Annotated in this window: 13 protein-coding genes; 6 read left to right on the top strand and 7 right to left on the bottom strand. The window is 55.3% G+C overall.

What is annotated here, in order from left to right:
* Nucleotides 1–3: 3 nt before the first annotated feature.
* From coaBC to RZS32_RS09610, 3 genes are all read right to left on the bottom strand, one after another.
* On the bottom strand, nucleotides 4–1,197 hold the full coding sequence (gene coaBC, locus RZS32_RS09620; RefSeq protein ID WP_317056766.1) for a bifunctional phosphopantothenoylcysteine decarboxylase/phosphopantothenate--cysteine ligase CoaBC: 1,194 nt from the start codon (nucleotides 1,195–1,197) through the stop codon (nucleotides 4–6).
* 74 nt (nucleotides 1,198–1,271) lie between these two features.
* Nucleotides 1,272–2,078, bottom strand: coding sequence for a ChaN family lipoprotein (locus RZS32_RS09615; RefSeq protein WP_339106604.1), 807 nt, complete (start codon nucleotides 2,076–2,078; stop codon nucleotides 1,272–1,274).
* A 14-nt stretch (nucleotides 2,079–2,092) separates the two neighbouring features.
* Nucleotides 2,093–2,971 (bottom strand): RNA polymerase factor sigma-32, encoded by an 879-nt coding sequence (locus tag RZS32_RS09610; RefSeq protein WP_317056764.1) that lies wholly within the window; start codon nucleotides 2,969–2,971, stop codon nucleotides 2,093–2,095.
* Between the two features lie 102 nt (nucleotides 2,972–3,073).
* On the opposite strand from RZS32_RS09610, the gene cobU reads away from it, so the two are divergent.
* The 4 genes from cobU to RZS32_RS09590 all read left to right on the top strand — a co-directional run bounded on the left by cobU (nucleotide 3,074) and on the right by RZS32_RS09590 (nucleotide 6,703).
* The gene (gene cobU / locus RZS32_RS09605) at nucleotides 3,074–3,595 is read left to right on the top strand and encodes a bifunctional adenosylcobinamide kinase/adenosylcobinamide-phosphate guanylyltransferase (RefSeq protein WP_317056763.1); all 522 of its coding nucleotides are present in this window, start codon (nucleotides 3,074–3,076) and stop codon (nucleotides 3,593–3,595) included.
* The gene (locus RZS32_RS09600) at nucleotides 3,592–4,170 is read left to right on the top strand and encodes a histidine phosphatase family protein (protein ID WP_317056762.1); all 579 of its coding nucleotides are present in this window, start codon (nucleotides 3,592–3,594) and stop codon (nucleotides 4,168–4,170) included. Before cobU ends, RZS32_RS09600 begins: the two co-directional genes overlap by 4 nt.
* A gap of 58 nt (nucleotides 4,171–4,228) precedes the next feature.
* Nucleotides 4,229–5,104, top strand: a complete 876-nt coding sequence (locus RZS32_RS09595; RefSeq protein ID WP_317056761.1) for a glutathione S-transferase — start codon at nucleotides 4,229–4,231, stop codon at nucleotides 5,102–5,104.
* An 84-nt stretch (nucleotides 5,105–5,188) separates the two neighbouring features.
* Nucleotides 5,189–6,703, top strand: coding sequence for a YifB family Mg chelatase-like AAA ATPase (locus tag RZS32_RS09590; RefSeq protein ID WP_317056760.1), 1,515 nt, complete (start codon nucleotides 5,189–5,191; stop codon nucleotides 6,701–6,703).
* On the opposite strand, the gene RZS32_RS09585 is transcribed toward RZS32_RS09590, so the two are convergent.
* Genes RZS32_RS09585 through rsmI form a run of 4 tightly spaced genes read right to left on the bottom strand, consistent with a single transcriptional unit; the run spans nucleotide 6,681 to nucleotide 9,898 of the window.
* Entirely contained in the window at nucleotides 6,681–7,580 is a 900-nt protein-coding gene (locus RZS32_RS09585; protein WP_317056759.1) for an alpha/beta hydrolase, read from the bottom strand. The two genes, RZS32_RS09590 and RZS32_RS09585, sit on opposite strands and share 23 nt — an antisense overlap.
* Complete coding sequence (gene gshB, locus RZS32_RS09580) at nucleotides 7,577–8,512, bottom strand: glutathione synthase (RefSeq protein WP_317056758.1); 936 nt, start codon at nucleotides 8,510–8,512, stop codon at nucleotides 7,577–7,579. Before gshB ends, RZS32_RS09585 begins: the two co-directional genes overlap by 4 nt.
* Before the next feature lie 59 nt (nucleotides 8,513–8,571).
* Nucleotides 8,572–8,985 carry a YraN family protein gene (locus RZS32_RS09575; protein WP_317056757.1) on the bottom strand — a complete coding sequence of 138 codons (414 nt, stop codon included), beginning with the start codon at nucleotides 8,983–8,985 and terminating at the stop codon, nucleotides 8,572–8,574.
* Nucleotides 8,986–9,037: 52 nt separating this feature from the next.
* On the bottom strand, nucleotides 9,038–9,898 hold the full coding sequence (gene rsmI / locus RZS32_RS09570) for a 16S rRNA (cytidine(1402)-2'-O)-methyltransferase (protein WP_317056756.1): 861 nt from the start codon (nucleotides 9,896–9,898) through the stop codon (nucleotides 9,038–9,040).
* A gap of 83 nt (nucleotides 9,899–9,981) precedes the next feature.
* Between rsmI and RZS32_RS09565 the strand changes: the two genes are divergently transcribed.
* Together RZS32_RS09565 and RZS32_RS09560 are read left to right on the top strand one after the other, a co-directional pair.
* A complete protein-coding gene (locus RZS32_RS09565; protein WP_317056755.1) occupies nucleotides 9,982–11,157 on the top strand; it encodes a penicillin-binding protein activator in 1,176 nt (391 codons plus the stop codon).
* A 25-nt stretch (nucleotides 11,158–11,182) separates the two neighbouring features.
* Nucleotides 11,183–13,948: a [protein-PII] uridylyltransferase gene (locus RZS32_RS09560; protein WP_317056754.1), complete on the top strand. Its 2,766-nt coding sequence runs from the start codon at nucleotides 11,183–11,185 to the stop codon at nucleotides 13,946–13,948.
* Nucleotide 13,949 lies beyond the last annotated feature (1 nt).

The following is a 13,949-nucleotide window of genomic DNA, read 5'->3' as shown; positions in this document are numbered from 1 at the left end:
GGCTCACGCAAGCGCCTCAGCAACCTTCTGCGCCAGACGTCTGGCAACCTGATCCTTCGACAACCGCGGCCAATCTTCAGCGCCGTCAGCGGTGATCAAAGTCACATGGTTTTCCGATCCGCCCATGATCCCCGTGCCGGGGCTGACATCATTGGCAACAATCCAGTCACACCCCTTACGTTGGCGCTTGGCCGTTGCATGGGTCAACACGTCGTCGGTTTCTGCAGCGAACCCAACGACCAAATCAGGCCTTCCATCTTTCAACTTGCACACAGTCGCCAGAATATCCGGGTTTTCAGCAAAAGACAGATCGGGAAGCCCATCCTTGGTTTTCTTCAGCTTACGTTCGGACGCTGATTTAACCCGCCAATCAGCAACAGCGGCAGCAAATATACCCGCGTCAACCGGCAGGGCATCTTCAACCGCATCAAGCATCTCTTGCGCAGTTTGCACCGGGACGACTGTGACACCTTCTGGCGGCTGCACATCCGCAGGACCCGTGACAAAGATCACGTCCGCTCCCAATGCCGACAAAGCACTGGCAATCGCCGTGCCCTGTGCGCCAGAGGATCGGTTGGCAATATACCGTACGGGGTCGATCGGTTCATGCGTTGGGCCTGATGTGACAAGGATACGCTTTCCCGCCAGCGGTCCGCTAGCAATCTGCGCCTCAATCGCCGCAACAATCTCAAGCGGTTCGGCCATGCGCCCGGGGCCATATTCCCCGCAGGCCATATCGCCCTCATTCGGGCCGACAAAGGCAACACCGTCCTCTTTGAGTGTCTTCATGTTGCGCTGCGTTGCAGGGTGATCCCACATGCGCACATTCATCGACGGCGCGACCAAAACGGGCGTGTCGGTCGCAAGCAGAAGTGTCGACGCCAGATCATCAGCGTGGCCTTGCGCCATTTTCGCCATCAGATCCGCTGTCGCAGGAGCAACCACAATGAGATCGGCGCTGCGGCTAAGTTCAATATGGCCCATCTCGGCTTCATCTGTCAGATCGAAGAGGTCCTGAAACACTTTACGACCCGCAAGCGCAGACACCGAAAGTGGCGTGACAAACTCTGAACCAGCGCGTGTTAAAACGGGCGTCACCGACGCCCCTCGTTCACGCAGCCGCCGAATGAGATCAAGCGACTTATAGGCCGCAATCCCACCACCGATGAGTAGCAAAATTCGTCTGGATGCGAGCATGTGCACCGTCCTGCATTACGTCGCGCCGAGACTATGCGCGGCCTATGACCAACACAAGGGGCGCGTGGAATGCGTCAATTGAAGGCAGCGCAGGGATCTTCTCTTTCAGGAACAGGCGCGGTGAGCGTCAGGTCAAAGACACCAACAGGCGGACTTTCCTCCTCGCCCTGCCCCACAGCAATCACGGAAACTTCCGGAGCAGCGGCAAGCAAGTTAACGGGTATGCCCCAGTCGGAACGTACATGACCATTGCCCGTGATCACGACAACCGGACCGCCCGTCTCAGTCAATGCTTGTAGTGATGCTTGCGCTAAATAGGCATCTCGCAATCGCTGAACCATGACCATCCGGGGCAGCACATCTTCGGGAAGCTTGTTGCAATGCGCAACCGCCTGAAGCCGTTCCCGCGCGCCTTGTTGGTCTTCGGGAAGAGGCTTCGTTAGGCCAAACGCTTCTGCCTCCTCGCCAAAAACCGCCTCCACACCATCTTTCAATGCCGCCTTGGACGCAGATCGATCAAGCTGTGCGCCATAAATCTTGGCCTGTGGAGCAGCTGCAAAAATCGGGTAGTACATTGCGAAATCTGGCCATCCGGAATTGTTCCAGTCAAAAGCCTTTTCAAGATCATTTTCAGATGCGCGATTTTCATCCGTAACAACCGACGCTTGTCGCTTGGTCAGCATTTCAAACACGATTGCGCTTGGAGTAAGCAATTCCACGATCTGCGCCTGAGCTTCATGGTGGGCAGGATTGTCATGGCGCTCGCCCAAAAGGACAATATCGGCTGATTTCAGTGCAGTTATATCTGGCTGGCTAAAGTGCTCTATGGCACCAGATGCCCAAGCTGAAGACGCCTGAAAGACCAGAACCAAAACACTCATAAGAGAGACATGCTTCATGCCAACAGGTTTTGGACCTCAGATCCCTGCTTTTCAAGATAGCGGCGCATTTTTTGAAACGCAGCGGCCTCTATCTGCCGTACACGCTCTTTGCTGAGTTTCAGCTCTTCTCCAAGGCTTTCCAATGTTCGCGCGTCATCTCGCAATTTGCGTTCGCGCACAATAAAGCGTTCGCGATCATTCAAGCGGGACATCGCTTCGGTCAGCCAATTGCGCAAGGCGCCCTTGTCATGCTCGTCTTCCACAACCTCGTCACCTCGCGGGCCATCATCTTCAATGGTATCGATCCACTCCCGGCCCTCTTCATCAGACGCTTGCGTTGCGTTCAAAGAAAAATCAGTGCCCGACAAACGGCCTTCCATCATCTCAACATCACGCAGTGGCACACCCACTTCGTGTGAGATCATTTCGCGCAATTGATGACCGTCAAGCTTTTCGCCACGCGACATTGCTTCGCGCTCGAGACGAGCTTGCACACGGCGCATATTGAAAAATAGTGATTTTTGACTGCTGGTAGACCCGGTGCGCACCATGGACCAGTTGCGCATGACATAGTCCTGAATGGATGCTTTGATCCACCAAACGGCATAGGTTGAAAACCGCACGCCGCGATCTGGATCAAACTTATCCGCCGCCTTCATCAATCCAAGGCCAGCCTCTTGGATCAGGTCGCTCATCGGCGCACCATAGCGGCGGTACTTGGCCGCCATTGAAATGGCCAAACGCATATAGGCCGTGATCAAACGGTGAAGCGCTTGCTCATCGCGCTGATCGCGCCAGGCATAGGCCAGATCGCGTTCTGTATCGGCATCAAGAAGCTCGGCTCGCATGGCAGCGCGAGACATGTCCGTGTTGTATCCACTATCTAATGCCATTTCGTACTCCCTGGTGCTTTGAGCTTATCGATCTTTTTTGATCGTTCGCTTAGTGCTACGCAGGAGTTCGGCAAGTGGATCACAAAAAAGAGTCGGAAAATTATGTTACCGGGGTTGAGCTTGGTCATTGGTGGGGCCGCGTCAGGCAAGTCTGCTGTTGCAGAAGGGTTGGTGAAGGGCACAGGTCGAAATCTGGTCTACCTGGCCACAGCACAGGCCCATGACGCCGAGATGCGGGCCAAATTGCGTAAGCATAAGGAGCAACGCGGCGAAGGATGGCGCACCATTGAAGAGCCGCTCGACATTGGCCGAACCCTCGCCACGATCAGCGGGGACAACGCGGTTTTACTGGACTGTCTGACCATGTGGTTGAGCAATCAGATGCTGGCGGAAAACCCTTTGGATGAAGCAGAGGCGGAACTTATGGCGGGTTTGGCGCTCTGCCCCGCGCCGCTTGTGATCGTCACCAACGAAGTGGGCCTGTCTGTCGTTCCCGAAAACGCACTGGCGCGTCAGTTTCGAGAGGCGCAAGGGCGTTTGAACCAGAAAATCGCCGCTAAGGCAGACTTGGTGGTAAATGTAGTCGCGGGGCTTCCGCAGGTTTTGAAAGGCACATTGCCATGACAACCTGGCATTGGGTGCGGCACGGCCCAACGCATCAAAAGACCTTTGTCGGATGGCGCGATGTGCCAGCAGATTTATCGGATACCGCTCAAATCGCACGTCTGAGTGCATATTTGCCGGAAAGCGCCTTGGTCATTTCCTCGGATCTTATCCGCGCTTCCGCCACGGCGGATGCGATTGAGGCCGGACGCAAGCGTCTTCCAAGCCACACAGATCTGCGCGAGTTTCATTTCGGCGAATGGGATGGCAAGCATTTTGACGAGGTTGCACAAAGCCACCCGGAGCTGTCCCGGGCTTATTGGGAAACGCCCGGAGACGTGGCCCCGCCTGGTGGCGAAAGCTGGAACAGCGCGGCTTTGCGGATATCAGCAGTTGTGGATCGCTTGAATACGGAACACCCCAATGCTCATATCATCGCCGTGGCTCACATCGGGGTCATCCTCACGCAGGTACAACGCGCCGATAGTCTGGTGCCTGAAGAAGCTATTGGTCATCGCATTGACAACCTCTCTGTCACCACGTTGCATCAAAAGCCAACGGGATGGCAGATCGATTGCATCAATCACCTGCTGTGATGAACCGCCGCACAAAACATGGTTTTGGCCAAAGCATATCGCGTTCTAAAGTAAATCCATGCAATACGATCTCTTTACAGGGGACCACAGTTTTTCAAGCTGGTCCTTGCGCGGATGGTTGATGCTTGAAAAATTCGGCATCCCGCACCGCACGCACATGGTAGGCCTATATGACGGCACAATGGCCGAAGATCTGGCCGATCTGCACCCCGCCCGCCTTGTTCCAGTGATGCGCGACAGCGATGGTGTGGTGATCTTTGACACGCTTGCCATGGCTGAAACGCTGGCCGAGCGGCACCCCGAAGCTGGTTTTTGGCCCGATGACCCCGCTGCACGCGCCTTAGCGCGCTCAATCACAGCAGAAATGCATTCGGGCTTCAGCGCTCTGCGCGGGGAGTGTCCAATGCAGCTTTTGCATCAGGTGCAGGGGTTTGAGCCATCTCGAGCGGTTATTGCTGAATTGGAGCGGCTCGAATTGCTTTGGGAACTTGCACGGGAAAAGCATGGCCAATCCGGACCTTGGCTTTTTGGGAGATACTCGCTCGCCGATGTGTTTTATGCCCCCATTGCGGCACGCATCGCCGGCTATGGCCTGACTGTGAACGCGGTGGCACAGGATTACATGGACACCACGTTGTCCGACACCAGTTTCCGTCAGTGGCGCGCGATGGGCCTGACCAAGACCTATGATCCGATGCCCTATGACATGGGTTTGCCTAACTCTGTATGGCCTGGCCCCACAGCGAAAGTAGCCGCACCTACAGAAGAGGGTTCATCAGAGAACACCCACTGTCCCTATTCAAATTTGCCTGTCACGCATTTCATGGAAACGGGCGGGCGTATCTTTGGATTTTGCAACGCGTTTTGCCGTGACAAGACCATGGCGGATCAAGAGGCCTGGCCCAAATTCGTAGCGATGCGGGACGCAGAATGAACGCCTTGGCACACGCCCATTAACCATTCGTCAATACATTGCGCGTTACGCAAGACAACGGGGCAATGGGACATCAGGTCACGAATGGTTGCGCGCGCCTATACTGTCGCCTTTGAAGGCGTTGAGGCCAAATCGGTTGAGGTGCAATGTGCCGTCACACCGGGTTTGCCCGCGTTTTCTCTCGTCGGCTTGCCGGATAAAGCGGTAACCGAGGCGCGCGACAGGGTCCGCACAGCCCTCAGTTCGATGGCAATCGCTCTTCCCTCCAAGAGGATTACGATCAACCTATCGCCTGCGGACATGCCCAAAGAGGGCAGCCATTTTGACCTCCCCATTGCCCTGGCTCTGCTTGCCGCCCTCGAAATCATTCCACATGACGCGGTTGAAGGCACCTGTTCACTTGGGGAATTGTCGCTTGATGGCTCGCTTATCCCGGTGGTTGGTGCCCTACCCGCAGCCATGGCCGCCGCCGATGAAGACCGTACTCTGCTTTGCCCCAAGGGTTCGGGGTCAGAGGCCGCTTGGGTCGGCGCGGCGCAAGTGATCGGAGCTGCCAGCCTTGCCGATGTGGTGCGTCACTATACCGGTCAATCGCCTTTGGCTCCGGCCCAACCCGGAGAAGTCACCTCCGACACATCCGGACGCGACCTGCGTGATGTCAAAGGCCAGGAACGCGCCAAACGTGCGCTAGAGATCGCGGCTGCAGGGCGGCACCACCTGATGATGGTCGGTACGCCTGGGTCTGGAAAATCCATGCTGGCCGCACGGCTACCCGGTCTTTTGCCGCCTTTGAGCGCGACCGAAGCCTTGGAAACGTCCATGATCCATTCTCTTGCAGGATTGCTTGATGAAGGCGGGATAAATCGGACTCGCCCCTTTCGCGAACCCCACCACACCGCATCCATGGCAGCCATCGTAGGTGGAGGGCGTCGAGCCGGTCCCGGAGAGATCAGCCTTGCCCATAATGGGGTTCTCTTTCTTGATGAGTTTCCCGAGTTTCCGCGCGCAGTACTGGAAACCTTGCGCCAACCGATTGAGAGCGGTGAGGTCATGGTGGCGCGCGCCAATGCGCATGTGAAATACCCCTGCCGCTTTATGCTCATAGCGGCGGCAAACCCCTGCAAATGCGGGTATTTACCCGACCCGGCAAGGGCGTGTTCGCGCGCTCCAGTTTGTGGTGAGGACTACATGGGGCGCATTTCCGGGCCTCTTCTGGACCGATTTGACCTGCGTGTGGATGTACCCCCTGTGGCGTTCACAGACCTTGATCTACCCGCTACTGGTGACAGTTCAGCGGAGGTGGCGGCCCGTGTCTCTGTAGCGCGCAAGGTACAAGAGACACGTTTCGCTGAAACTCTCGACATGCGGCTCAATGCAGATGCGGAGGGCGAAGTTTTAGAAGAGATCGCATCACCCGACACGGAGGGCCGAGACTTGCTCAATCAGGTGGCAGAGCGATTTGGGCTATCTGCGCGCGGGTATCACCGTGTGCTTCGTGTGGCGCGCACTATCGCCGATTTGAACGCCGAGGCAAATGTCCGGCGGATTCATATCGCTGAGGCCATCAGCTATCGTCTTAACGGTTCGAAAGAGATCTGACCCATTGCGCCAAGTCTCGCAGTGTGTTGCGTGCCTCTGGCAATAGGTTGTGAAAGAGTGGCCAGACATGCGGCAAGTCGTGCTCAATGAGCTCGGTGACCTCAACACGTTGAGCACGCAAGTGTTTGGTCATGCGCCGCGTATCATCCAAAAGAATTTCCGTATCTCCAACGCACATCCAGACCGGCGCAGCACCTGCAAACTCTGCAAAAAGCGGGGACGCCCCAGGCGTTTTTGGGTCAGCGCCATTGAGATAAAAGTCTGCGCTTTCCTGTGCCCGTTCTGCAGGCAAAATCACATCTGCATCCGCCTGCGACACAAAACTCTCACCGGAATAGGTCATGTCCGTCAAAGGCGAAAAGGCAAACGTACCGAGCGGATTTGGCAGCCCCAACTTGCAGATCTCGGCTTGAAGCGCCAGAACAAGCCCGCCGCCTGCACTGTCTCCTCCCAGGATGACACCACCGGGTCGCTCCATAGCGGCGCGATAGACGGAAACAGCATCTTCTAACGCAGCAGGAAATGGATGCTCTGGTGCAAGCCGATAGGTTGGCAGGCACGCAGGCAATCCGGTGTCTGCTGACAGTCGCGCCAGCATAGCGCGATGCGTGTTCGGAGAGCCGAATACATAGGCCCCGCCGTGGAAATAGAGCAGTAAGGGCGCGCCGTCTTTCGAAACGCCGCGGGCGCGGGCCCATTGGACGTCCCGACCACCGATTTTGTCATGCGAATACCGTGTGCCGAAAGGCGCGTGAAAATAAAAACGAGCTTTGGTCTCAAATGACCGCCTAACCTCAAGCGGATCTTCTGCCCGGGCCAGAAATGACTTCTCGGTCCAACGTAGCCACGCGTTCAGGATCGGGCGCGCCAGGCTCACTGGCGCTTGGTCTCAATGGCCTGCCAGATTTTTTCGGCAGTGTTGGTGCCGTCAAAGCGTTCCAATTCCTGAATGCCTGTAGGTGACGTCACGTTGATCTCGGTAAGATACGCCCCGATTACATCGATGCCGACGAACACCTGACCCTTTTCCTTCAAAAGTGGTCCAATCGTGGCGCAGATTTCCAGGTCGCGCTCTGTCATGGCAACCTTCTCAGGCCGTCCACCGACATGCATATTGGACCGCGTCTCACCTTTCGCCGGCAATCGGTTGATCGCCCCCACAGGTTCACCATCGACCAGAATAACGCGTTTATCGCCCTGCTTTATCTCGGGCAGGTACTTTTGCACGATGAGTGGCTCACGGCTGAAGCCTGTGAATAGTTCATGCAGGCTACTGAGGTTCTTATCACCCTCAGGCAGGAAAAAGACGCCCGCACCGCCATTGCCATAAAGCGGTTTGAGGATGACATCGCCATGCTGCGCCTTGAACTCACGGATCGTATCGAGATCGCGTGCTATGGCCGTGGGAGGCATGAGGTCAGGAAAATCAAGGATCAAAAGCTTTTCCGGGTAGTTGCGCACCCAAAACGGATCATTCACAACAAGTGTACTGGGCGTCAGTCGGTCCAGCAGATGCGTTGTGGTGATATAAAACATGTCAAATGGCGGATCCTGACGGAGCCAAACCACATCAAACTCTGCCAAATCCACCACCTGCTCTTCGCCCAGATGATAGTGATCGCCCTCGACAGCCTGTACCTTCAGCGGCCAGCCACGCGCAGTGACGCGTCCCTGATTGTAGGCAAGCCGGTCAGGTGTGTAGTAAAATAGCTCGTGCCCACGCGCCTGCGCTTCAAGAGCGATGCGAAATGTGCTGTCTGCATTGATATCAATCGGACCGATTGGGTCCATCTGGAACGCAACTTTCATGCGGTTCTCTCCGGTCTTTTCTGGCCACATACATGGGGTATGCGTGGCTTGGGTGCAAATCAGAAATGACCGAAAGCGTTTTGCAGAATTTCAACCTCGCCGCGTGCATTGACCAAAGCCAAATCAAAACGCACATCGCTGAGCTGCCCATTCGGCGTATGTGCGAGATACTCAGAGGCTGCCAAGTGGATGCGCCTCATCTGCGCTTCAAGAAGCCTGTGACGCGCGGCCTCATGCGTGACAGACGCTTTTACTTCACAAAAAACATAAACACCTTGATGCAGAAAAATCAGGTCAATCTCGCCGCCCTTCCCACGCCACCGTGTTTCCAAAATGGTTGCGCCGAGAGCTTTGTACGCAGCCGCAACAGACGCCTCTGCCGCATCCCCTTTGAGATAGGCCAACTGACCGCGGCGGCTTTTGCGTGTCATAAGGTGTGTGTTTTCTTGTTTCGACGGAACTTTGAGCGACACGTGCTTCTCCTGATGCAAAAAAACACTAGGCCTGTCGTAGGTTAAAGATGTCTCAACGCTGCTCGCTCTTTTTCAAGGCCAGCTGGTAAACCTCTCGGCGCTTCCATCCGGTTTCCTTTGAAACCTGAGTGGCCGCATCTTTAACGCTCAGTGTTTCCAGGGCTGACTCAAGTGCAGCTTCGACATCCGCAGCATTCGCGGTCCGTTCTGACCCACGATCAATCAAAACTACGATTTCACCTTTAAGATCACGCGTTTCGCACAAAGTGTCGAGCTCTTCCAACGAACCGCGCGTGACCTCTTCAAACTTCTTGGTCAACTCCCGACAAATCGCGGCTTTCCGATCTGCACCAAGCACGTCACTGGCATCTCGCAACATCGCGGAAATACGCTTCGGCGATTCGTAAAAGACAAGAGTGCCGGGGATTTCGGTCAAGGTTCGAAGCGCGGTTTTCCGCTTGGAAGAGGTTGATGGCAAAAACCCTGCAAAAAAGAATTGATCGGTTGGCAGCCCTGCCAGAGTGAGGGCTGTAATCACCGCAGAAGGCCCGGGTACCGACACAATCGGCAAACTTTCTTCAATCATCGATTGAACCAAGTCATAGCCAGGATCAGCAACCAACGGTGTGCCAGCTTCGGATGCGTAAACCACCGACTTGCCCTTCTTTATCTCGGCAATCAACCGAGGGCGTACACGATGCCCGTTGTGATCATGGTAAGACACGAGAGGTCTGTCGCCCAAAATAACACCATGGATATCCAAAAGTCGTTTCAGGCTCCGCGTGTCCTCGGCCGCCAGCACATCGGCACTGCTTAGAATATCCAGGCTGCGCAATGTGATGTCGCGCGCTGTGCCAATAGGTGTGGCCACGAGGTAAAGCCCCGGCAAAAGCGGGCCCATTTGAGGATTCATTTCTGGACCAGCCTCTCTGGACGTTTATTATCTCCAAAAACCAGCGCCACTCGAGCTGCGCCGGAAGACAGGAGTTCTATTTGATGTTTGCCGTTTTTTCAGTTCTTCGCAAGCTGCGCGCCTGCATCGCGATGATCACCGCATTATTTGTTCTGGTCGCATGTCAAACCGGGCTTTCGACTGGCGCTAGCACATCGATCACACCGGGTGCACCCGTTCCTGTAGCACTATTGGTGCCGCACGGCGCGTCAAACGCAAACGAACAAAAACTTGCCCGCGATCTTGAAAGTGCCGCACGGCTTGCGGTGGCTGATCTATCAGGTGTGCAAATTGACCTGCGCGTTTACGGCACGGCGGGAAATGCAGGGCAGGCACAACAGGCCGCACAGAAAGCTGTTGAAGACGGCGCAAAAATCATCGTCGGCCCACTGCACGCAGAATCCGCCAATGCTGCGGCTGTTGCGGTCGCCCCCAAGGGTGTGAACGTCCTAGCCTTTTCCAACAACCCCACGATAGCTGGCGGCAATCTTTTCATTTTGGGTCAGACATTTCAGGACACAGCCAATCGCCTGACAAGATATGCGGTGAGCCAGGGACGCAACCGTATTCTAACGGTCCATTCCAATAACCTCGCCGGAGAGCTTGGCCGCCAAGCCATTCAACAGGCGATATCAGCAAATGGTGCATCGCAAGCCGGATCGGTGGGCTATGCTTTTTCCGAACAAAGCGTGATTGCCGCAGTGCCTGCCATTCGTACAGCAGCGGAACAAAACTCTGCTAATGCGATTTTCCTTGATGCGAACAGCGCAGGCGCTCTGCCGCTGCTCACGCAAATGCTACCCGAGGCAGGCCTGTCAGCAGAAACCATCCAGTACATTGGATTGTCGCGCTGGGATACACCGCCGCAAACCCGCGATCTTCCCGGTGTTCAGGGTGGGTGGTTTGCCATGCAAGATCCACAGCGCGTGGTTCAATTCCGCAGCCGGTTTCAGGCAGCGAATGGCACGACACCGCACCCGCTTGCAGGGCTGTCCTATGATGCTATTGCGGCGATTGGCGCACTGGCCCAGTCTGGTCAAAGTGATGCGTTTTCCCGTGGTCGTTTGACGCAATCTGCGGGTTTTGGTGGCGTCAACGGTATATTCCGCTTTCTGCCAAACGGTACAACCCAACGTGGATTGGCCATAGCAACCATACAAAACCGACAGGTTGTCGTCATCTCGCCCGCGCCCGGTAGTTTTGCTGGCTCTGGGTTTTGAACGCAGCATCGCGTAAAATCACTGAATGAAAGACAACCCACCCCTGCCTGATACGCTGATCTGTCCTGCAGAACAGATTTTTGACCTGAGCGCCGTCAGGCAGCAGATCCAAGCACATATTACCAACACACAGGGCGATGACGCACAGTTGCGCAAGCTGACTGTTGCGACTCTGATGGACGCGCAAACCAAGGGCCGCGATGTCATTTCAAATGCTTTGTCGCAAACACCCTTTGCGGCACATGCCGCGACCCGTTCCTACAGCTGGCTAACCGACTGTCTGGTAAAAAATGCACTTTGGATCGCAACCGAGTATTTGCACCCGTTGGCCAATCCGACTCAGTCAGAACGACTTGCCGTGTTTGCAGTCGGAGGGTACGGACGCGGTGAGATGGCCCCTCAATCCGATGTCGATTTGCTGTTTCTTACGCCCTACAAAATTACGGCATGGGCCGAAAGTGTGATTGAAAGCACGCTATATGTACTTTGGGATCTTAAGCTAAAGGTTGGCCATTCCAGCCGTACAGTGCGCGATTGTCTTCGTCTCGGCACACAGGATTTCACCATTCGCACCGCTCTGCTGGAACGTCGCTTTCTTTTTGGAGATGTGGGACTTGGCGAAGACCTAGACGCTAGGCTGCGTGACGACCTGTTCAAAGGCACTGAACGTGAGTTTGTGGAAGCCAAGCTGGAAGAGCGTGATGCCCGGCACGAAAAGCAGGGTCAGCGCTATATGGTTGAACCCAACGTCAAAGAAGGCAAAGGCGGACTGCGCGATCTTCAATCGCTCTTTTGGATTGCCAAGTATACCTATCAAGTGGACGACGTGGCACAGCTCGTGGACCGCGGGCTTTTCACGCAAGATGAATTTGACCTCTTTGCGCAAGCTGAGAATTTCCTTTGGGCAACGCGCTGTCACCTGCATCTCGCAACGCGACGTGCCACCGAACAATTGACCTTTGACATGCAGGTCGAAGTGGCCGAGCGCATGGGTTATACAGATAGAGCCGGACGTCGTGCAGTCGAAGTCTTTATGCAAGACTATTTCCGTCAAGCCACGGTGGTGGGTGATCTGACCCGTATTCTGCTCACCAAACTTGAAGCCGATCACGTCAAATCAGAGCCCCTGTTGCAACGCCTTTTCGCGCGAAGGCGGAAAATGAAGCCTGGCTATATCGAAGTGAACGGTCGGCTTGGGATTTTGAATGAAAAGAAATTTCTGAAAAACCGTCTCAACCTGCTGCGTTTATTTGAAGAGGGGCTGCGCACCGGGCTTTTGATCCACCCCGATGCCATGCGTTTGGTCACTGCCAATCTGAATTTAATTGACGCGGACTTCAGAACCACACCTGAGGCGCAAAAGCTGTTTCTTGATCTGCTTCTTAAGCACGGAAACCCCGAACGCGCCTTGCGTCGCATGAATGAACTGGGCGTTTTATCCGCCTTTATCCCGGAATTTGAGCCAATCCGCGCCATGATGCAGTTCAATATGTATCACAGCTACACGGTCGACGAGCACATTATACAGACGATTAGCCAACTGGCTCAAATTGAACGGCGCGAATTGATTGAAGAGCTTCCTGTGGCGTCTTCGATCCTCGACGAGGGGATCAATCGCCGCGTGCTGTATGTAGCACTCTTGGTTCATGACCTCGGCAAAGGCCGGGATGAAGACCATTCCATCCTAGGCGCACAAATGGCTCGGCATATCGCCCCGCGTCTCGGGCTCAAACCCGCAGAGTGCGAAACGGTCGAATGGCTGGTACGTTACCACCTCTTGATGTCAGATATGGCGCAAAAGCGCGATATTGCAGATCCGCGCACCGTGCGTGATTTTGCAAAAGCGGTGCAAACCAAAGAACGTCTCGATCTGCTCTGCGTTCTGACAGTTTGCGACATTCGTGGCGTAGGTCCCGATACATGGAACAACTGGAAAGCGTCGCTGATCCGTGCACTCTATCGTCAAACCCGGCGCGCCATGGAAGGCGGGCTTGAAGCTCTGAACCGCGAACAACGTGGTTCTGACGCCAAGCGTAACCTGCGCGAAGCGCTGTCTGATTGGGACGCCAAAGATCTTAAAGTGGAAACAGGGCGACATTATCCGCCCTATTGGCAAGGCCTGCATGTTACTGCGCATGTCGTGTTTGCCAAACTTCTGCGGGATCTGCGGGATGACGATGTCGCGATTGACCTGCATCTTGACGAGGACCGCGACGCCACACGTGCGTGTTTTGCTTTGGCCGATCACCCGGGAATTTTCTCACGTCTTGCAGGCGCCTTAGCACTGGTCGGAGCAAATGTTGTCGATGCCCGCACTTATACCTCACAAGACGGATACGCGACGGCGGCATTCTGGATACAGGACGCTGAAGGTCGACCTTACGAAGCTGCGCGCCTAACCCGGCTCAGCCAGATGATCCACAAAACCCTCAAGGGTGAAGTTGTGGCCCGCGAAGCAATCAAGTCGCGTGACAAGATCAAGAAACGCGAACGCGCATTCCGGGTCCCGACACACATCACCTTCGACAACGAAGGGTCCGAGATTTACACGATCATCGAGGTGGACACCCGTGACCGGCCAGGCCTGCTTTATGATCTGACGCGCACGCTGGCCAACAGCAATGTCTATATAAACTCGGCCGTTATCGCGACCTATGGTGAGCAAGTCGTGGATACATTCTATGTCAAAGACATGTTTGGATTAAAATTCCACTCGCCTTCAAAGCAGAAGTCGCTGGAACGCAAGTTGCGCGAAGCCATTGAGCAGGGCGCTGAACGCGCCGTGACCTGAG

Source organism: Roseovarius sp. W115 (genome assembly GCF_032842945.2).
In the GTDB taxonomy this organism is placed as follows: Bacteria; Pseudomonadota; Alphaproteobacteria; order Rhodobacterales; family Rhodobacteraceae; genus Roseovarius; species Roseovarius rhodophyticola.
The sequence above is the reverse complement of the archived record's forward strand: the minus strand, read 5'-3'. Positions and strand labels throughout refer to the sequence as shown.